Source organism: Streptomyces sp. NPDC002671, assembly GCF_053592475.1.
In genome coordinates, this window is the sequence record NZ_JBSFVU010000002.1 from 240,930 (window position 1) to 259,846 (window position 18,917).

Consider the following 18,917-nt stretch of genomic DNA (forward strand, 5'->3'; position numbering starts at 1 on the left):
CAGGGCCCCGAGCCCGTCACCCTACAGGCCCTAGCTCTCGGTGACGGCGCGGCACCCTCCGGAGGCGCGCTGCGCACGGGCCGAGGCGTAGAGACATACGGCGGCGGCCGTGGCGAGGTTCAGGCTCTCGGCCATTCCGTGGATCGGGACGCGTACGACGGCGTCCGCGAGCGCGCGGGTCTCCTCCGGGAGCCCCCAGGCCTCGTTGCCGAACACCCAGGCGGTCGGCCCGCCCATGCTCCCCTTGTCCAGCTCCTCGTCCAGGTCGCGGTCCCCGGCTCCGTCGGCGGCGAGAATCCGCACCCCGGCGTCCTTCAGCCCGGCCACGGCCCGCTCGACGGGCACGCCCACGGCGACGGGCAGGTGGAACAGCGAGCCCACGGAGGCGCGCACGGCCTTGGGGTTGTACAGGTCGACGGAGGCGTCGGTGAGGACCACGGCCTCGGCACCGGCGGCGTCGGCGCAGCGCAGCACGGTCCCGGCGTTGCCGGGGTCCCGCACGTGCGCGAGCACGGCGACCAGCTTGGGCCGGGCGGCGAGGATCTCCTCGAACGGCGTGTCCAGGAACCGGCACACCCCGACGAGGCCCTGCGGGGTGACGGTGGTGGAGATGTCGGCGATGACCTCCTCGGAGGCGAGGTGCACCCGGGCGCCCGCGGCGCGCGCCTCCCCGATGATGTCGGCGTACCGCTCCGCGGCCTCGACGGTGGCGAACAGCTCGACGAGCGTCGCCTCCCCACCGGCCCGATGCCCGGCCGCCTCCCGCACGGCCTGCGGCCCCTCCGCAAGAAACAGCCGGTCCTTACCCCGGAAGTTCCGCTTGGCAAGCCGCCGGGCAGCGGCGACACGGGCGGACCGGGGGGAGATCAGCTCGGGGCTGACGGGGGGCATCGAAAGTCACCTCAATTGTTGTCCACACATAAACGGACCCGCAGGCACCAGCCCGCGGGTCCGAATCACGTCGGCCTAAAGCCAGCGCAGCGTCACGCAGCCTTGGGCGCGTTGACGTCCGCCGGCAGCGCCTTCTGCGCGACCTCGACGAGGGCGGCGAAGGCACCCGCGTCGTTGACGGCCAGCTCGGCCAGGATCTTGCGGTCGACCTCGACGTTCGCGGCCTTCAGACCCTGGACGAAGCGGTTGTACGTCATGCCGTTGGCGCGGGCAGCGGCGTTGATGCGCTGGATCCACAGCTGACGGAAGTCGCCCTTGCGCTTCTTGCGGTCGTTGTAGTTGTAGACCAGCGAGTGGGTGACCTGCTCCTTGGCCTTGCGGTACAGGCGCGAGCGCTGACCGCGGTAGCCGGAGGCCTGCTCGAGGATCGCCCGGCGCTTCTTGTGGGCGTTGACTGCCCGCTTGACGCGTGCCACTTGTTAACTCCTTGTAGCGGGGCCGCGGTTGTCCTCACGCGGCCCGGAAACGATTGGGTCCCGGTCCTGACGTACGGCGCTCAGAGAAGGGCGAGCGCCGGGTACGTCACTTGCCGAGAAGCTTCTTGATCTTCGCGGCGTCGCCCGGGGCCATCTCGGCGTTGCCGGTCAGGCGACGCGTCACGCGGGACGACTTGTGCTCGAGCAGGTGGCGCTTGCCGGCGCGCTCACGGAGCACCTTGCCGGAGCCGGTGACCTTGAAGCGCTTGCTGGCACCGCTGTGCGACTTGTTCTTCGGCATAGCGCCGTTCTCTCCTCGTCGGTGGCGCTCCTGTGCCCGGTCACGAAAACCGGGCACGGTGGAGCGTCGCTCTTGTTTCGGTTACATCCTGGGACTCGCGTCCCGGGTCTTGCGCCCGGGGCAAGCACACCCCGGGATCACGCCTCGGCGGGCTCCTCGGCGGGCACCTCGGCCTCGGCAGGCACCTCGGCCTCGGCGGACACCTCGGCCTCGGCAGGGTTCTGCGAGCGACCGGGGTTGGCCTTCGCTTCGGCCTTGCGGGCCTCCTGCGCCTGACGGGCCTCGGCCATCGCCTCGGTCTTCTTCTTGTGCGGACCGAGAACCATGATCATGTTTCGGCCGTCCTGCTTCGGGTTCGACTCCACGAAGCCGAGGTCCTGGACGTCCTCCGCGAGACGCTGCAGCAGCCGGTAGCCCAGCTCGGGCCGGGACTGCTCGCGACCACGGAACATGATCGTGATCTTGACCTTGTCGCCCTGCTTGAGGAACCGTACGACGTGACCCTTCTTGGTGTCATAGTCGTGCGGGTCGATCTTCGGCCGGAGCTTCATCTCCTTGATGACCGTGTGCGCCTGGTTCTTGCGCGCCTCACGGGCCTTCATGGCCGACTCGTACTTGAACTTCCCGTAGTCCATGAGCTTGCACACGGGCGGACGGGCGTTCGCCGCGACCTCGACCAGGTCCAGGTCGTACTCCTGCGCAAGCTCCAGGGCCTTGGCAAGCGGCACGATGCCGACCTGCTCGCCGCTGGGACCGACAAGTCGCACCTCGGGAACGCGAATCCGGTCGTTGATGCGGGGCTCGGCGCTGATGGATCCTCCTCGGTAGCACCACGCGGCGGTCTGGCGGACAGCCGCGTAACGTCTGTGTTCGTTAGACCTAACCGCGCCGAAGCACAAAAAATGCCCCGGACGATCACAGGCGGGGCTCCTCGAACTACCGGAACACCGCCGCGATGTCGCGGGGCGCACTATCGGACGGATCCACGCCTCAAGGGGCGACGGAGCCGTCTGACCGGTGACCCGCCGCCCCGGAGGGCGGTCAGGTGGGAGTTCGAAGCCTCCACTTGTGGGCCGGTACGCTCACCGCGAGGCATGCGTCTCCGGCCGGTCGTCACACAAGGTTAGCAGCTCCGCGCAGGAAGGGCTAACCGAGGCCAACTGGGGCCCGGCGCCCGTCGCCGCCTATCGTGTGGGGCATGAGTGAGACCCCTCCTGAGCACCCCGGCCCCGTGAACACCGACTACGACGCGATGACCCGGGACATCGCCGAGGTCCCCGCCGTCGAGGTGATCGTGACGGTCGCCGTCAACCTGATGAGCGCCGCCGCCGTGAAGCTCGGGCTGAGCGAGGAGGGCGAGAAGTACAAGGACCTGGACGAGGCCCGCAAGCTGATCTCCGGGCTCGCCGGTCTGCTGGACGCGAGCGCGACCGAGGTCAGCTCCTTCCACGCGGCGCCGCTGCGCGACGGCCTGAAGTCGCTGCAGCTGGCGTTCCGCGAGGCGTCGATCGTCCCGGACGAGCCGGGCCAGGGGCCGGGCGAGAAGTACACCGGCCCGGTCTACGGCTGATCTATTCCTTCACGTACAGGGGCTCGCCCGGAGGGGTGGTCCCGGCCGGCAGCAGTGCCAGGTCGAGACCGCGCACCAGGCGGGCCCTCAGCGTTTCGTCGGCGGCGAGCCGCGCGGCGACCGCGCGGGCGGCCTCGGCGGGCGCGGCGGCCGGGTCGAGCACGAGGGCGAGGGTGCCGTCGGCCTGTCCCGGCCCCAGGTGGGCGCGCAGCACGGCGGGCTCCGCCGCCACGGCCGTACGGACGGCCTCGACGACGGCCGGGTCGGTGAGCGGGTCGGTGCTGACGCGGCCCTCGGCGAGGGCGAGCAGCACCGGGCCGGTCAGCTCGAAGGGCACGGGCCCGGCCAGGTCCAGCACGACCGTGTCCGCCTTCTCGTGCGCGGCGGCCTGCAGCGCCTGGTGCACGGGTACGGCGACCGGGCGGGCCTCGGGGTCCCAGCGGGCGAGGGAGTCGATGGAGGTGAAGGCGGGCAGGGCGGTGCGCGGGCCGGCCTTCAAGGTGGGTACGGCCATGTCGCTGGTCTTCTCGCGGCGCAGCCCGTGCTCGTCCTCCTCGACCTCACCGAGCACGGCGACGACGGGGACGAGCAGGCGAGCGCCCTTGAGCGCCTCCAGCACGGGCCCGAGCGCGCTGCGGTCCTCGGCCCAGGCGGCGAGCGCGGCGCTCAGCCTCGGGTCGGCGGAGCCGTCGTCGTCGGAGAAGCCGGGGTCGGGAATGTTCTTGTTCGCCACGGTCACCGACCCTATCGTCACCGCCTTCAGAGGCCGGCCCTGCGGCCCCTCCACAGAACCACGGCCGCGACGAGCAGCACCGCCCCGGTGCTGCCCGCGAGGGCGCCCGCCCAGGCCGACGTACCCGTTGTCGACTTGGCCGCGTCCGGGCCCGGACCAAAGTACTCCTTGCCGTACGACGCCGGGCGCAGACCCTTCGGCTTCAGCCGGTCGGCCGCCCTGAGGGCTGCCGCGGGGTCGATCATGCCGAAACCCCGGGAGTCGTCCCGGCCGCCGACGGGGGCGTCGCGGGCCGTGTCCTCCAGGAGCTTCTTGATCTGGGCCGGGGTGAGCGCGGGGTGGGCCGCCCTGATCAGGGCCACCGCTCCGGAGACGAAGGCGGAGGCCGCACTCGTGCCCCAGCCCGCGTAGTACTTGTGGTCGGGGTCGGCGATGACGACGTCGACGCCGGGCGCGCTGACCGTGGCGTACCAGCGGCGGGTGGAGAAGGAGGCGCGGGTGCCGTAGCGGTCGACGGCGGTGGCCGCGATGACGCCGGGGTAGGCGGCCGGGTAGGAGACGTGGTCGCCCTTGTCGCCGCCGTTGCCCGCGGAGGCCACGACGACCACGCCCTTCTTCAGGGCGTACTGCACCGCCTCGTCCTCGCTGGGCTCGGGGTGCGCGGAGGCGGAGTCGTCGCCGAGGGAGAGGTTGATGACGTCGGCGCCGTGGTCGGCGGCCCAGCGGATGCCGTCGGCGAGGGCGTTGCCGCGGGTGGTGCGGGCCTTGGCGCGGGCCGGGTCGCTGTCCTCCAGGATGACCCGGACGGGCAGGATCTTCGCCTCGGGCGCGACGCCCATGACGCCGCCGGTGTCGCCGGGGCCGTGGCCGTGTCCCGCGATGATGCCGGCCATGGCGGTGCCGTGCCGGGCCCAGGTGCGGTCGCCGGGGCCCGAGCCGAAGCCGATCAGGTCCTTGGCGGGCAGGACGTTGCCGGCCAGGTCGGGGTGGTCGGCCTCGACTCCGGTGTCCAGGACGGCGACGGTGACGCCCCGGCCCTTGGTGGTCTGCCAGGCCTCGTCGAGGTGGAGGGCGGTCAGGCCCCACTGCTGGGCGCGGATGCCGTCGGCGTGGGCGGCGGCGGTGGGCAGCAGGAGGAGGGAGCCGGTGAGCAGGAGGCTCACCGCGGCTCCGGCCGCGCGCTTGCGGCGGGGGCCGCCTGTCGATCGCCTCATGAGGGCTTCTCCGTGGCCGTGCCGACGGTCTGGCGCAGGCGTCGTTCGATGCGGTCGGCCAGGCCCTGGGCCTCGTTGCCGAGGCCGGACTGGGCGGCCGGCGTGCCGGCGCCGGACCGTACGGCGTCCGCGGCGGGCTGGGGCGTGTCGACGGTGCGAGCGTCGGCCCAGCCGGAGACGGCGTAGGCGACGACGGGGGCGTCGGTCAGGACGGAGACGGTCCAGGAGGCGCGCTGCCGGTCGCCGAAGCCGGCCGCGGCGGTGCCCTTGGCCGGGTACGGGCGGGGCATCAGGTCGGCACGGCGGTCCAGGTGCTCGTCGCGGAAGCGGGCGGCGAGCGCGGCCATGCCGGCCGGGTCGGCCTTGGTGAACAGCAGGCCGACGGTGGTGACGTAGCTCTGCGTTGCGTCGGTGTAGGTGGCGCGCAGCAGCCGCTGGCAGCCGACGGGGGCGAGGGCCTTGTGCAGCAGCGGGTCGAAGGCGTGGGCGCAGCCGGTGTCGGGGGCGACGGCGATCCGCGTCCAGGTGCGGTCGGCGCCGCCGGGTCCGGCACCGGTGCCCTGGACGGTGGGCGGGAAGAGCCGGTCGACGGGCACGTTGTGCCACAGCGTCCCGGCGGTGGCGAACCCCTGCCGGGTGTCCCCGTCCCCACCGTCTCCGGTGAGCCAGCTCCCGGTCACGGCACCGCCGATGAGCCCGAGCCCGAACACGAGACAGACACCGGCAGCGGCGGTACGGGACCGCACGCGGCTGCGCGGGCCACGCGTCTCCGGCTCCGCGAACGACACGATGGGCCGTGCCGCCGCGGCGGCACTCCAGGACAGGGCGGGGTCCGGCGGGACGGCGGCGGGCGGCCGGGGGCCGGGGTGGGCAGGAGCCGGGGCAGCCGGCCGCGCGGGCGCGGACCTGGGGGGCTGCGGTGCGGGTGCCGAGGGCACGGGGCGCAGCCGGGTCGTCGTCTCCGACGGGGCTTCCGGCGGTGCCGTGGGGCGGCCGGTCTGCGGCCCCTGGCGGTGGGACGGGCGCGGTGGCGCGTCGGGGAAGCGGGCGGAGGCGGGCGGCGGAGGCGGGCTCGCGGGGGCACCGGCCTCGGGCACGGCGGAGGGCTGCGAGGTCCGCGAAGCGCGCGGGGCGAAGACGGAGGGCTCCTCGTCGGAATCAAGATCAAGATCAAGATCGGGAGCGAGAGCGGGAGCGGGGTCGAAGCCGGGGGCCACCGGAGGCTGGGCGGGAGCGGGGACGCCGCGCCGGGCGGGCTCGGGCCCGGCTCCGACCGGCGGGAAGATCGCGCCCGCTCCGGTGCCGTTGTCCGTCTCCCCCGGGCCCGAGGGCGCCGCAGGGATGTTGCTCGGGGGTGGAGTCGACGGGCGCGGCGGGACCGGGGCGCGGCGCGCTTCCGTGCTCATGCACCCCCCGTTTCCTCGTGCCCGGGCCGTTTCCTCGTACGCGGGCCGTCCTGCTGCTCGGCCGCACCCGGTGCGCAGACTCCGTCCCGGGCACGCATACCCGTACGGCCGGACCGGCATCCCGGTTCACCGGACCGGCAGACCGGTGCAGGTGATGCGGTGGGGCGCGTTCCGCCGTACGTGCGCGTCACTCTACGGGTTGTCGGGCGCCTACAGGGAACCTGTCCACACCCCCGGGGCATCTGCCCGGAACGTCCCCCTACCCTGCGGTATTCGGGTCTGGCACGCTTCGTTCATGACTGCGCGCGCCGCTGACAGGGCCCGTTACGACCGGGCCACCGCCCCTCTCGACGCCCCGCTCGCGATCGTGGATCTGGAGGCCTTCGACGCCAACGCGGCCGATCTGGTCCGCCGCGCCGCCGGCAAGCCGGTCCGGGTCGCCAGCAAGTCCGTGCGCTGCCGGGCCCTGCTGGAACGCGTCCTGGCGAAGGACGGCTTCCAGGGGATCATGTCGTTCACCCTGGCCGAGTCGCTGTGGCTCGCGCGCTCCGGCTTCGACGACGTCCTGCTCGCCTATCCGTCCGCCGACCGGTCCGGCTTCGCGGAGCTGGCCGCCGATCCCAAGCTCGCCACCGCGGTCACGGTGATGGTGGACGACGTCGCCCAGCTCGAACTCATCGACGCGTCCCGCGCCGGCGGACGCGAAGTGGTGCGCGTCTGCCTGGAGTTGGACACCGCGCTGAAGCTGCTCGGCGGCCGGGTGCGGGTCGGCGCGCGCCGATCGCCGCTGCACTCCCCCGCCCAAGTCGCCGACCTGGCTCGGGCGGTGGCCCGGCGGCCGGGGTTCAAGCTGGTGGGGATCATGGCGTACGAGGGGCACATCGCCGGGGTCGGGGACGCGGTCGCCGGGCGCCCGTTCCGCTCGCGCGCCATCCGGCTGATGCAGGCCGCCGCGCGCCGTGAACTGGCCGAGCGGCGGGCCACGGTGGTCCGGGCGGTGCGGGCCGTCGCCCCGGACCTGGAGTTCGTCAACGGCGGCGGCACGGGCAGCGTGCAGCACACCGCGGCCGAGGACGCGGTCACCGAGATCGCGGCCGGTTCCGGGCTGTACGTCCCCCGGCTCTTCGACAACTACACGTCCTTCAGCGGCCGTCCGGCCGCCCTCTTCGCGCTGCCGGTCGTACGACGGCCCGGCGTCGGTGTCGTCACCGTGCTCGGCGGCGGCTACCCGGCCTCCGGCGCCGCCGGCCCCGACCGGCTGCCGGTGCCGTACCTGCCGGAGGGGCTGGCGTACGACCCCCAGGAGGGCCCCGGCGAGGTGCAGACCCCGCTGCTCGGCTCGCCCGCCGACGATCTGCTGATCGGCGACAAGGTGTGGTTCCGGCACGCCAAGGCGGGCGAGCTGTGCGAGCGGTTCGAGAAGCTGCACCTCGTCGAGGGGGACACGGTCACGGCGACCGTGCCCACCTACCGCGGCGAGGGGCAGACGTTCCTCTAGGGCCTACAGCGGGGTGACGTAGGCCCCGGAGATCCCGCCGTCCACCAGGAAGTCGGTGGCGTTGACGAAGGAGGAGTCGTCGCTGGCCAGGAAGGCGACGGCGGCGGCGATCTCCTCGGCCTCGGCGAACCGGCCCAGCGGGATGTGCACCAGGCGGCGGGCGGCCCGCTCGGGGTCCTTGGCGAACAGCTCCTGCAGCAGCGGGGTGTTGACCGGGCCCGGGCACAGGGCGTTGACCCGGATGCCCTCGCGCGCGAACTGCACGCCCAGCTCGCGGGACATCGCGAGGACGCCGCCCTTGGACGCGGTGTAGGAGATCTGGGACGTCGCCGCGCCCATCCGCGCCACGAAGGACGCCGTGTTGATGATGGAGCCCTTGCCCTGGCGGCGCATGTAGGGGATGGCGGCCTTGCAGCACAGGTAGACGGAGGTGAGGTTGACCTCCTGGACGCGCTTCCAGGCCTCCAGGCCGGTCTCCAGGATGGAGTCGTCGTCGGGCGGGGAGATGCCGGCGTTGTTGAAGGCGACGTCGACGCTGCCGTAGGTGTCGTACGCCGTCTTGAACAGCGCCTCGACCTGCTCCGGGTCGGTGACGTCGACCTTCACGAACAGTCCGCCGACCTCGTCGGCGACGGCCTTGCCGCGGGCCTCGTCCACGTCGGCGCAGACCACGTGGGCGCCCTCGGAGGCGAGCCGGCGGGCGGTGGCGAGGCCGATGCCGCTGCCGGCTCCGGTGACGACGGCGGTACGGCCGACCAGGCGGCGGCAAACATTGGTGTCGGTCACTGTGCGGTGCCCTCCGTGCTGATGAAGACGTTCTTGGTTTCGGTGAAGGCGGTCAGGGCGTCGGGGCCCAGTTCACGGCCGAGGCCGGACTGCTTGAAGCCCCCGAACGGGGTCCAGTAGCGGACGCTGGAGTGGGAGTTGACGGACAGGTTGCCCGCGCGGACGGCCTGGGAGACGCGCAGGGCGCGCCCGAGGTCCCGGGTCCAGACGGAGCCGGAGAGGCCGTACGGGGTGTCGTTGGCGAGGCGGATCGCGTCCGCCTCGTCGGTGAAGGGGAGCAGGACGGCCACGGGGCCGAAGATCTCCTCGCGGGCCGCCGCGCTGTCCGGCCGCTCCCCCGTCAGGACGGTCGGCGGGAACCAGAAGCCGGGTCCGTCGGGGGCGCTGCCGCGCAGGGCGGGCACGTCCTCGGGGACGAACGACCGTACGCGGTCCAGCTGCTGACGGGAGATCAGCGGGCCCATCTGGGTCTTCTCGTCGGCCGGGTCGCCGACGACGACGGCGGCCAGCGCGTCGGCGAGGAAGGCGCGGGCCTCCTCGAACACCGTCTCCTGGACGAGGATGCGGGTCCGGGCGCAGCAGTCCTGGCCGGAGTTGTCCAGGAAGGAGAAGGGGTCGAGGGCGGCCTTGAGATCGGCGTCGGAGAAGACGACGTTGGGGCTCTTGCCACCGAGTTCGAGGGTGACCGGCTTGACCAGCCGGGCGCAGCGCTCCATGACCTCACGGCCGGTGCGGGTGGAGCCGGTGAACACGATCTTGGCGACGTCGGGGTGGTCCACCAGGGCCCGGCCCGCGATGTGGCCGTAGCCGGGAAGAACCTGGAACAACCCCTCCGGCAGGCCCGCCTCCAGGGCGAGTTCGGCCAGGCGCAGGGCCGTCAGCGGGGTGGTCTCGGCGGGCTTGAGGACGACGGCGTTGCCCGCGGCCAGCGCCGGGAAGGAGCCCCAGGCGGCGATCGGCATCGGGAAGTTCCAGGGGGCGATCACGCCGACGACCCCGAGGGGTTCCTGGAAGGTGACGTCCCAGCCGCCGGGGACCGGGATCTGCTTGCCGAGCAGGCGCTCGGCGCCGCCGGCCGCGTACAGCAGCAGGTCGCGGGCGTTGCCGGCCTCCCAGCGGGCGTTGCCCACGGTGTGGCCGGCCTCGCGGACCTCCAGCTGGGCCAGTTCCTCGATGTGGGCGTCGACGGTGTCGGCGAAGCGGCGCAGCAGCCGGGCGCGGTCGGCGGGCGGGAGGGCCGCCCAGGCCGTCTGGGCGCGCGAGGCCCGTGCGACGGCGGCGTCCACGTCCTTGGCGGTGGCGGCGGGGACGGTGGCGACGACTTCCTCGGTGGCGGGGTTGAGGACAATCAGCTCGTGCGGGTCGGACACGGGTTGACCTTTCACAGGCGTTCGAAGGAGCGGCGCAGCTCCCAGTCGGTGACCGCGGCGTCGAAGGCCTCCAGTTCGACGCGCGCCATGTTGCGGTAGTGCGCGACGACCTCGTCGCCGAAGGCGGCCTTGGCGATCGGGCTGTTCTCCCAGAGCTCGGCGGCCTCGCGCAGGGTGGTCGGCACGTGCTCGAAGCCGGCGGTGTAGGCGTTGCCGGGGCAGGCCTCGGGCAGTTCCAGCTGCTGCTCGACGCCGTACAGGCCCGCCGCGACCAGACCGGCGACGGCGAGGTGCGGGTTCACGTCTCCGCCGGGGAGGCGGTTCTCGAAGCGCAGCGAGCGGCCGTGGCCGACCACGCGCAGCGCGCAGGTGCGGTTGTCGTGCCCCCAGGCGACGGCGGTGGGGGCGAAGGAGCCCGGCTGGAACCGCTTGTAGGAGTTGATGTTCGGGGCATAGAGGAGGGAGAAGTCACGCAGGGCGGCGAGCTGTCCGGCGAGGAAGTGCCGCATGACGGGCGACATCCCGCCTTCCAGGTCCCCGGCCATGGCGTTGTTGCCTTCGGCGTCCGCGAGCGAGAGGTGGATGTGGCAGGAGTTGCCCTCGCGCTCGTTGTACTTGGCCATGAAGGTGAGGGACACGCCCTCCTGGGCGGCGATCTCCTTGGCGCCGGTCTTGTACAGGGCGTGCTGGTCGCAGGTGACCAGGGCCTCGTCGTAGCGGAAGGCGATCTCGTGCTGGCCCGGGTTGCACTCGCCCTTGGCGGACTCGACGGTGAGGCCGGCGCCGGCCATGTCGTTGCGCAGCCGGCGCAGCAGGGGCTCGATGCGGCCGGTGCCGAGGACGGAGTAGTCGATGTTGTACTGGTTGGCCGGGGTGAGGCCGCGGTAGTTCGCGTCCCAGGCCTGTTCGTAGGTGTCCTTGAAGACGATGAACTCCAGCTCGGTGCCGACCTGGGCGGTGTAGCCGAGCTCGGCGAGCCGGTCGAGCTGGCGGCGCAGGATCTGGCGGGGGGCGGCGGCGACCGGGGAGCCGTCGTTCCAGGCGAGGTCGGCGACCAGCAGGGCGGTGCCGGGGTGCCAGGGCACTCGGCGCAGGGTGGACAGGTCGGGGTGCATGGCGAAGTCGCCGTAGCCGCGGTCCCAGGAGGACATCGCGTAACCGTCGACCGTGTTCATCTCGGTGTCCACGGCGAGCAGGTAGTTGCAGCCCTCGGTGCCGTGGTGCAGGACCTCGTCGAGGAAGAAGCGGGCGGCGAACCGCTTTCCCTGGAGCCGCCCTTGCATATCGGGGAAGGCCAGGACGACAGTGTCGATCTCACCGCTCGCGACGAGGCTATGGAGTTCCTCGACGCTCAGCGGGGGTGTGCGGTCTGCCACGGGAGAGCCTCCTTCGGCGTCCTCGGCGCTTTCTCGGCCGGGCCGGGAGCCATAAGGTATTGCCGAGAACCATTGCTTGGGAAGGGGGTACGGCCGGATGTCGCAGGACGCGGGTGCGCAGGAGGTCGACAACCGGCTCGCTCCGGTGTTGCGGCCGGTGCGCGCCGGGAACGGCTTCGAGGAGGCGCTGGAACAGATCCTCCAGGTCGTACGGCTCGGTCTGGTGCCGGGCGGCGAGCGGCTGCCGGCCGAACGGGAGCTGGCGGACCGGCTCGGGATCAGCCGGGTGACGCTGCGCGAGGTGCTGAAGGTGCTCCAGGACCAGGGCCTGGTGGAGTCGCGGCGCGGGCGCTACGGCGGAACGTTCGTGCTGCCGCGCGCGGACGCGGGCGGCGAGGACGAGCTGCGCCGGCGCATCGCCGAGGTCGACATCGAGGACGTGCTGCGCTTCCGCGAGGTGCTGGAGGTGGGCGCGGCCGGGCTGTGCGCGGCACACGGGCTGACGGACGAGCAGGCGGAGCGGCTGCGCGAGGCGCTGGCCCGCACGCACGACGCGCCGCTCGCCGACTACCGGCGCCTGGACACGATGCTGCATCTGACGCTGGCCGAGCTGTGCGGGTCGCCGTCGCTGACCGCGCAGTACGCGGCGGTCCGGGCCACGGTGAACGAGCTGCTCGACTGCATCCCGCTGCTGGTGCGCAACCTGGAGCACTCGCAGCGTCAGCACATCGCGCTGGTGGAGGCGGTGCTGGACGGGGACGCGGACGGGGCGCGGGAGATGATGCGCGAGCACTGCGCCGGTACGGCGGCACTGCTGCGGGGCTTCCTGGCGTAAGCCTTCTCTGCAAAGGTATGTTTCCACACCATTGAAGTCGAGGGGAGGCCCCAGTGACCGTACGACCGCTGATCGGGGTCAGCAGCTACCTGGAGGCCGGCACGCGCTGGGGCGTGTGGGAGCTGGACGCGGCGCTGCTGCCGGCCGGGTATCCGCGGCTGGTGCAGCGGGCCGGGGCACTGGCCGCGCTGCTCCCGCCGGACGCGCCGGAACACGCGGCTGAGGCCGTGGCCCGGCTGGACGGGCTGGTGATCGCGGGCGGGCCGGACGTGGAGCCGGTGCGCTACGGCGCCGAGCGCGAGCCCCGCACGGGGCCGCCGGCGCGGGAGCGGGACGCCTGGGAACTCGCCCTGATCGAGGCCGCGCTGGCCGCGGGGGTGCCGCTGCTGGGGATCTGCCGCGGCATGCAGCTGCTGAACGTGGCCCTCGGCGGGACGCTCGTGCAGCACATCGAGGGGCACGTGGAGGTACCCGGCGTCTTCGGACGGCATGCGGTCAAACCGGTGCCGGGGACCTTGTACGCCGGGATCGTGCCGGAGGATACCTCCGTACCCACGCATCACCACCAGGCGGTGGAGCGGCTCGGCACCGGGCTCGTGCCGTCGGCCTACGCGGAGGACGGGACGGTGGAGGCGATCGAACTGCTGCGGAGCGAAGGGTGGGTGCTCGGGGTGCAGTGGCATCCGGAGATGGGCGAGGACGTACGGGTCATGCGGGCACTGGTGGAGGCATCGGCCTGACCGGTTCGCTCACCCCCGCGTCAGCGACAGCAGCTCCCGTGCCGGCCCCGCAGGGCGGTGTCCCGTCGGCCATACCGCCCGTAGGTCGCGGCGCAGGGACACGTCCTCCACCGGGATGCTGACCAGGCGACGCATCGCCAGCTCCTCCCCCACCACCAGTTCGCTCAGGACCGAGGGGCCCGCGCCGCTCACCGCGGAGGCCTTCACTGCCGTCGTCGAGGACAGCTCGATCAGCGGGCGGGCGAGGCCGCCCAGGGCCGCGTCCAGGACCTGGCGGGTGCCGGAGCCGCGCTCGCGCAGGATCAGGGGCGTGGCCGCCAGCTCCTGCGCCGTCACCGGGCGCCTGCGCCGCGCCCAGGGATGGCCGGGGGCAGTGACCACGATCAGGCGGTCGTGGGCGATGACCACGGAGTCCAGGCCGGTGGGGACCGTCAGGCCCTCCACGAAGCCGAGGTCCGCCTCGTCCTCCAGCAGCAGCTCCGCGACCCTCGCCGAGTTGCCCGCGAGCAGCGACACCGCCGTGTCCGGTCGTTCGGCGCGCAGCGCCAGCAGCCAGCCGGGCAGCAGGTACTCGGCGATGGTCATGCTCGCCGCGACCCGCAGCCGCGAGTCCCGCCGGTCCCGCAGGGCCTGCGCCCCCGCGTCGAAGGCCTCCGCGGCCTCCACCACCCGGCGGGCCCAGTCGGTCACGAGGGCACCCGCGTCCGTGAGCCGGGAGCCGCGCGGGGAGCGGTCGACCAGGGCCACGCCCAGCTGCCGTTCCATGGAGCGGATCCGGCTGCTGGCGGCGGGCTGGGTGATGCCGACCTCCCGTGCCGCCGCGCCGAGGCTGCCCAGCCGCGCGACAGCCAGCAGCAGCTCCAGCGCGGCCAGATCGGGCACCCGGTGCGCCAGTGATCCCGCTGTGCCTCGCTGTCCCTCGACCTCGCTCATAAGACCAGCTTATGCCCTCATAGAAGCGAAGTCCCTGGTCAGGGGCGGATGACGGCGGGACGGTGGGACTCATGGTCACCGCAGCACCTTCCCTGACAGCCCCTGCCGGCGTCCGCGCCGCCCGCGTCCGGCACCTCGGTCCCAACTGGTACGCCTCCGTGATGGGCACCGCCGCCGTCGGCACGGCCGGCGCCGCGCTTCCCGTGCCCACGGGCGTTCCGCGCGGCCTGTGCACGGCGTTCTGGGCGCTGTCCCTCCTGCTGCTCGTGACCCTGCTGACCGCCCGCGTCCGGCACTGGACCCACCACCGCGACCAGGCCCGCGGCCACCTCCTCGATGCGGCCATGGCCCCGTTCTACGGCTGCCTGTCCATGGCGCTGCTCGCGGTGGGCGGCGGCGCGATGACCGTCGGGCGGGACTGGATCGGCGCGCCCGCGGCCGTCGCCGTCGACACCGTGCTGTTCACCGCCGGTACGGCCGTGGGGCTCGCGGCGGCCGTCGCCGTGCCGTACCTGATGGCCGTACGCCACCGGGCCCAGGCCGCCGAGGCCACCCCGGTGTGGCTGCTGCCGCTGGTCGCGCCCATGGTGTCGGCCGCGCTCGGCCCGCTGCTGGTGCCGCACCTGCCGCCCGGCCAGCCCCGCGAGACCCTGCTGTTCGCCTGCTTCGCGCTGTTCGGGCTGAGCCTGCTGGCCACGTTGCTGATGCTGCCGCTGGTCTTCGCGCGGCTGGTCACCGGGGGCCCGCTGCCCCTCGCGCTCACCCCGACGCTCTTCCTGGTCCTCGGCCCGCTCGGGCAGTCCACGACCGCCCTCGGCCTGATCGCGGACGCCGCCCCCGGGGTCGTACCGGCCCCGTACGACCGCGGCCTCGGCGTTTTCGCCGTGCTGTACGGGGTGCCCGTGATGGGGTTCGCTCTGCTGTGGCTGGCCTTCGCGACGGCGTACGTGGTGCGGGCCCGGCGGCAGGGCATGGGCTTCGCGCTGACCTGGTGGGCGTTCACCTTCCCGGTGGGCACGTGTGTCACCGGCACGGCCACCCTCGCCCGGCACACCCACCTGGCCTGCTACGACGCCCTGGCCGTCGGGCTGTACGCGCTGCTGGCCGTGGCATGGGGCGCGGCTGCCCGGGGCACGGTGCGCGGGCTGCTCAGCGGTGAGCTGCCCGCAGGGCCTGCGCCAGCACCCGTGGCGCCTTTGCGAGCGAAGGGCCGTACCAAGTCAGGTGCCGTCCGCTGACCAGAGCACAGGGCAGCCCCGGGAACGCCTCCGGGCCGTCGTCGGCGGTGAACCGGTACGGCTCGTCCGGGAGGACGACGAGGTCCGGGGCCGCCGCGCGCAGCTCGTCGAGGGGGATGCGGGGATAGCGGTCGGGGTGGCCGGCATAGAGGTGGTCCACACCCAGCCGGGCCAGGACGTCACCGGCGAAGGTGTCCCGGCCCAGCACCATCCAGGGGCGCCGCCAGACGGGGACGACCGCCGTGCGCCGCTCGACGGGTTCCGGGAGCGCGGACCAGGCCGCCTCCGCCTCGTCCAGCCAGCGGGGCCGCGCGGGCGCCCCGCACGCGGCCAGCACCCGCTCCAGCTCGGCGAAGGCCTGCGGCACCGTACGCACCTCGGTGACCAGCACCTGAAGGCCCGCCGCGCGCAGGGCGTCGAGGTCGGGGGCGCGGTTCTCCTCCTCGTTGGCGAGCACCAGGTCGGGCGCGAGCGAGACGATCCGCTCCACGTCGGGGTTCTTCGTGCCACCGATCCGGGTGACGGCGAGGCTTTCGGGATGACTGCACCAGTCCGTGGCACCGGCCAGCGCCCCGGGCAGCGAGACGGCGACCGCCTCCGTCAGCGACGGGACGAGCGAGACGACCCGCACTAACGCGCCCGGTCCTGGACGGCCTCGATGTGCTCGGCGACCGCGACCACGATCACCCGGGTGTCCGGGACCGTGGCGCGCCAGCGGTGGCGGACCCCGCCGGTCAGGTAGAGGGTGTCGCCACGGCCGAGGCGGTACGCGCGGCCCTCCGCCTCGATCTCCACCGCGCCGTCCGCGACGTACATCAGCTCGTCGTTGCGGTGCTGGAACTCGCGGCCCGCGTCGTGGTCGCCGGTGAACTCGGAGGCGTGCAGCTGGTGGTGGCCGCGGACCAGGGAGCGGGTGCGCGGGGCGAAGTCGTCCTCGGCGCCGGGCTCGGCGCGCACGACGTCCACGGTGGCCGCCGGGTCGGCGGCGGCGAGGAGTTCCACCGCGGTGGTGCGCAGGGCGTCGGCCACCTTCTCCAGGGAGGTGCGGCTGGGGCGGGCCCGGTCGTTCTCGACCTGGCTGAGGAAGGGCACGGACAGTCCGCTGCGCTCGGCCACCGCGGCGAGGGTCAGTTCCAGCGCACGGCGGCGCCGCCGGACGGCCGCGCCCACCCGTACGGGCTGCTGCTCTTTGTGGTCGCCCATCGCTCCGGCTCCCTCCCTCACTCGTCGTACGGCCGTCCGGGTGCCCGGCGTCAGGCACACCTCGCCCTGTGACTTCTCTGCACCCTATGCATGTTCGTCAAACCGTTTCAGGCACCTGTCACATCCCTGTCATACCCAGGGACCGGAACCACCAGGGTTCGCGCCAGTGCGCCGGCGGGCCGCACGGAGGGAATGTCCCCTGGTTCAAGGCGCCGGCGGGCTCCGGTGTTCCCGCCCGGCGCGCGTCCGTGGCGTTCTGTGGTTGGCCGGATCCGTTCCGTAGGGGTGAATACGCCAGGCGGGGCCCGCCATCCTCCTTGGCTACCGGAGCCCTCTTGCGTTGACAAGGCGGCCGGGGAGCGGCCGTACGGCATGATGCGAGCGTGACCGGACGACTCATGCTTCTCGACACCGCCTCGCTGTACTTCCGCGCCTACTTCGGCGTCCCGGACTCCGTGCGGGCGCCGGACGGCTCCCCGGTGAACGCCGTGCGCGGGCTGCTGGACTTCATCGACCGGCTGGTCAAGGACCACCGGCCGGCGCGGCTGGTGGCCTGCATGGACGCCGACTGGCGCCCGCAGTGGCGGGTGGACCTCATCCCCACCTACAAAGCCCACCGGGTCGCCGAGGAGCACGAGGGCGCACCGGACGAGGAGGAGGTGCCGGACACGCTCTCCCCGCAGGTGCCGGTCATCGAGGCCGTGCTGGACGCGCTCGGCATCGCGCGCGTCGGCGTCCCGGGGTACGAGGCGGACGACGTGATCGGCACGTTCACGGCGCGCGCCGACGGCCCGGTCGACATCGTCACCGGTGACCGCGACCTGTACCAGCTGGTCGACGACGAGCGCGACGTCCGCGTGCTGTACCCGCTGAAGGGGGTCGGCACGCTCCAGCTGACCGACGAGGCGGTGCTGCGCGAGAAGTACGGGGTGAACGGGCGGGGTTACGCGGACCTGGCGCTGCTGCGCGGCGACCCGAGCGACGGTCTGCCGGGCGTGCCCGGGATCGGCGAGAAGACGGCCGCCAAGCTGCTCGCCGAGTTCGGCGACCTGGCCGGGATCATGGCGGCGGCGGACGACCCGGGCGCCAAGCTCACGCCCTCGCAGCGCAAGCGGCTGACGGAGGCGCAGCCGTATGTCGCGGTCGCGCCGAAGGTGGTGCGCGTGGCCGGCGACGTGCCGCTGCCGGACGTCGACACCACCCTGCCGCGCACCCCCCGCGACCCGGCCGGACTGGACGCGCTGGCCGTGCGCTGGGGACTGGGCGGCTCCCTGCACCGGCTGCTGACCACGCTCGGAGAATGACGGCGGCGCGGGGCTGACGAGGGGCTGACGAGGGACCGACGAGGAACTGACGCGGGACCGACGCGGGACTACCGTGAAGCAGAACCGGCAATTTTCCGGCAAAGCGCAGAGCCGTGTCGCCGCGACGAAGATCCGGCACAGGAACGGGATGGTAACTTAGGTAAACCTAACCAATGTCGCAGGAGGCCCGTGATGGCAGTGCGTCCGGAACGAAAGCCGCGTAGGCCCTACACCGCCCAGGTCGTGCGCACCGAGCGGCTGACACCGCACATGCAGCGCGTGGTGCTCGGCGGTGACGGCCTTCGCGATTTCGCGGCGGACTCCTGCACCGACCACTACGTGAAGCTGCTGTTCGGCCCCGCGGGCGTGACCTACCCGGAGCCCTTCGACCTGGAGCGGATCCGCGCCGAGTTCCCGCGCGAGCAGTGGCCGGTGACGCGGACGTACACCGTGCGGGCCTGGGACCCCGAACGCCTCGAACTGGCCCTGGACTTCGTCATCCACGGCGACGAGGGCCTGGCCGGGCCGTGGTCCCTGCGGGTCCGGCCCGGCGAGTCCGTCCGCTTCATGGGTCCCGGCGGCGCCTACGCGCCCGACCCGGGCGCCGACTGGCATCTGCTGGTCGGCGACGAGAGCGCGCTGCCCGCGATCGCCCGCTCCCTGGAGACGCTGCCGCGGGGCGCCAGGGCCCATGCCCTCGTGGAGGTGTCCGGCCCCGAGGAGGAGCAGAAGGTCGACTCCGACGTGGAGATCGCCTGGGTGCACCGCGGGGACCGGCCGGTCGGCGAGGCCCTGCTGGAGGCCGTCCGCGCGCTGGAGTTCCCCGAGGGCCGGCTGCACGCGTTCGTGCACGGTGAGGCGGGCTTCGTGAAGGAGCTGCGCCGGATGCTGCGGGTCGAGCTGGAGATCCCGCGCGAGGACCTGTCCATCTCGGGCTACTGGCGGCTCGGCCACAACGAGGACGGCTGGCAGGCCTCCAAGCGCGAGTGGAACGCCCGCATCGAGTCCGAACAGGAGGGCACGCCGGCAGCCGCCTGAGCGTG

General features: G+C 73.2%; 20 protein-coding genes. 7 read left to right on the forward strand and 13 right to left on the reverse strand.

What is annotated here, in order from left to right:
- Window positions 1-30 precede the first annotated feature (30 nt).
- From ACWD35_RS03845 to infC, 4 genes are all read right to left on the reverse strand, one after another.
- Window positions 31-891, reverse strand: coding sequence for a TrmH family RNA methyltransferase (locus ACWD35_RS03845; RefSeq protein WP_451349527.1), 861 nt, complete (start codon window positions 889-891; stop codon window positions 31-33).
- 92 nt (window positions 892-983) lie between these two features.
- Window positions 984-1,367 carry a 50S ribosomal protein L20 gene (rplT, locus tag ACWD35_RS03850; RefSeq protein ID WP_451349528.1) on the reverse strand — a complete coding sequence of 128 codons (384 nt, stop codon included), beginning with the start codon at window positions 1,365-1,367 and terminating at the stop codon, window positions 984-986.
- Between the two features lie 106 nt (window positions 1,368-1,473).
- The gene (gene rpmI, locus ACWD35_RS03855) at window positions 1,474-1,668 is read right to left on the reverse strand and encodes a 50S ribosomal protein L35 (protein WP_004933563.1); all 195 of its coding nucleotides are present in this window, start codon (window positions 1,666-1,668) and stop codon (window positions 1,474-1,476) included.
- A 137-nt stretch (window positions 1,669-1,805) separates the two neighbouring features.
- Entirely contained in the window at window positions 1,806-2,480 is a 675-nt protein-coding gene (gene infC, locus ACWD35_RS03860) for a translation initiation factor IF-3 (RefSeq protein WP_451349710.1), read from the reverse strand.
- 386 nt (window positions 2,481-2,866) lie between these two features.
- On the opposite strand from infC, the gene ACWD35_RS03865 reads away from it, so the two are divergent.
- Window positions 2,867-3,238 (forward strand): DUF1844 domain-containing protein, encoded by a 372-nt coding sequence (locus ACWD35_RS03865; RefSeq protein WP_451349529.1) that lies wholly within the window; start codon window positions 2,867-2,869, stop codon window positions 3,236-3,238.
- Window position 3,239: 1 nt separating this feature from the next.
- Here ACWD35_RS03865 and ACWD35_RS03870 read toward each other — a convergent pair whose 3' ends face one another.
- The 3 genes from ACWD35_RS03870 to ACWD35_RS03880 are packed head-to-tail and all read right to left on the reverse strand — an operon-like array spanning window position 3,240 to window position 6,591.
- Window positions 3,240-3,971, reverse strand: a complete 732-nt coding sequence (locus ACWD35_RS03870) for an SseB family protein (RefSeq protein ID WP_451349711.1) — start codon at window positions 3,969-3,971, stop codon at window positions 3,240-3,242.
- Between the two features lie 26 nt (window positions 3,972-3,997).
- The gene (gene mycP / locus ACWD35_RS03875) at window positions 3,998-5,185 is read right to left on the reverse strand and encodes a type VII secretion-associated serine protease mycosin (RefSeq protein ID WP_451349530.1); all 1,188 of its coding nucleotides are present in this window, start codon (window positions 5,183-5,185) and stop codon (window positions 3,998-4,000) included.
- Window positions 5,182-6,591, reverse strand: a complete 1,410-nt coding sequence (locus tag ACWD35_RS03880) for a hypothetical protein (RefSeq protein WP_451349531.1) — start codon at window positions 6,589-6,591, stop codon at window positions 5,182-5,184. The genes mycP and ACWD35_RS03880 overlap by 4 nt, the downstream gene beginning before the upstream one ends.
- A gap of 295 nt (window positions 6,592-6,886) precedes the next feature.
- Here ACWD35_RS03880 and ACWD35_RS03885 point away from each other — a divergent pair, with 295 nt between their 5' ends.
- The gene (locus ACWD35_RS03885; RefSeq protein WP_451349532.1) at window positions 6,887-8,089 is read left to right on the forward strand and encodes an amino acid deaminase/aldolase; all 1,203 of its coding nucleotides are present in this window, start codon (window positions 6,887-6,889) and stop codon (window positions 8,087-8,089) included.
- 3 nt (window positions 8,090-8,092) lie between these two features.
- On the opposite strand, the gene ACWD35_RS03890 is transcribed toward ACWD35_RS03885, so the two are convergent.
- Genes ACWD35_RS03890 through ACWD35_RS03900 form a run of 3 tightly spaced genes read right to left on the reverse strand, consistent with a single transcriptional unit; the run spans window position 8,093 to window position 11,621 of the window.
- Entirely contained in the window at window positions 8,093-8,875 is a 783-nt protein-coding gene (locus ACWD35_RS03890; protein ID WP_451349533.1) for a 3-oxoacyl-ACP reductase, read from the reverse strand.
- Window positions 8,872-10,245, reverse strand: coding sequence for an aldehyde dehydrogenase family protein (locus ACWD35_RS03895; RefSeq protein ID WP_451349534.1), 1,374 nt, complete (start codon window positions 10,243-10,245; stop codon window positions 8,872-8,874). The genes ACWD35_RS03890 and ACWD35_RS03895 overlap by 4 nt, the downstream gene beginning before the upstream one ends.
- Before the next feature lie 11 nt (window positions 10,246-10,256).
- Complete coding sequence (locus tag ACWD35_RS03900) at window positions 10,257-11,621, reverse strand: glutamine synthetase family protein (protein ID WP_451349535.1); 1,365 nt, start codon at window positions 11,619-11,621, stop codon at window positions 10,257-10,259.
- 97 nt (window positions 11,622-11,718) lie between these two features.
- Between ACWD35_RS03900 and ACWD35_RS03905 the strand changes: the two genes are divergently transcribed.
- On the forward strand, window positions 11,719-12,456 hold the full coding sequence (locus ACWD35_RS03905) for a FadR/GntR family transcriptional regulator (protein WP_451349536.1): 738 nt from the start codon (window positions 11,719-11,721) through the stop codon (window positions 12,454-12,456).
- A 53-nt stretch (window positions 12,457-12,509) separates the two neighbouring features.
- Complete coding sequence (locus tag ACWD35_RS03910) at window positions 12,510-13,196, forward strand: gamma-glutamyl-gamma-aminobutyrate hydrolase family protein (RefSeq protein WP_451349537.1); 687 nt, start codon at window positions 12,510-12,512, stop codon at window positions 13,194-13,196.
- 9 nt (window positions 13,197-13,205) lie between these two features.
- On the opposite strand, the gene ACWD35_RS03915 is transcribed toward ACWD35_RS03910, so the two are convergent.
- Window positions 13,206-14,129 carry a LysR family transcriptional regulator gene (locus ACWD35_RS03915; protein WP_451349538.1) on the reverse strand — a complete coding sequence of 308 codons (924 nt, stop codon included), beginning with the start codon at window positions 14,127-14,129 and terminating at the stop codon, window positions 13,206-13,208.
- 71 nt (window positions 14,130-14,200) lie between these two features.
- Between ACWD35_RS03915 and ACWD35_RS03920 the strand changes: the two genes are divergently transcribed.
- A complete protein-coding gene (locus tag ACWD35_RS03920) occupies window positions 14,201-15,367 on the forward strand; it encodes a TDT family transporter (protein ID WP_451349539.1) in 1,167 nt (388 codons plus the stop codon).
- Here the strand turns inward: ACWD35_RS03920 and ACWD35_RS03925 are convergent.
- Window positions 15,279-15,998 (reverse strand): helical backbone metal receptor, encoded by a 720-nt coding sequence (locus tag ACWD35_RS03925; RefSeq protein WP_451349540.1) that lies wholly within the window; start codon window positions 15,996-15,998, stop codon window positions 15,279-15,281. The genes ACWD35_RS03920 and ACWD35_RS03925 overlap by 89 nt on opposite strands.
- Window positions 15,998-16,570: a helix-turn-helix domain-containing protein gene (locus tag ACWD35_RS03930; protein ID WP_451349541.1), complete on the reverse strand. Its 573-nt coding sequence runs from the start codon at window positions 16,568-16,570 to the stop codon at window positions 15,998-16,000. Before ACWD35_RS03930 ends, ACWD35_RS03925 begins: the two co-directional genes overlap by 1 nt.
- Before the next feature lie 383 nt (window positions 16,571-16,953).
- Here ACWD35_RS03930 and ACWD35_RS03935 point away from each other — a divergent pair, with 383 nt between their 5' ends.
- Window positions 16,954-17,874, forward strand: coding sequence for a 5'-3' exonuclease (locus ACWD35_RS03935; RefSeq protein ID WP_451349542.1), 921 nt, complete (start codon window positions 16,954-16,956; stop codon window positions 17,872-17,874).
- Between the two features lie 192 nt (window positions 17,875-18,066).
- Window positions 18,067-18,912, forward strand: coding sequence for a siderophore-interacting protein (locus ACWD35_RS03940; protein ID WP_451349543.1), 846 nt, complete (start codon window positions 18,067-18,069; stop codon window positions 18,910-18,912).
- Window positions 18,913-18,917: the final 5 nt, after the last annotated feature.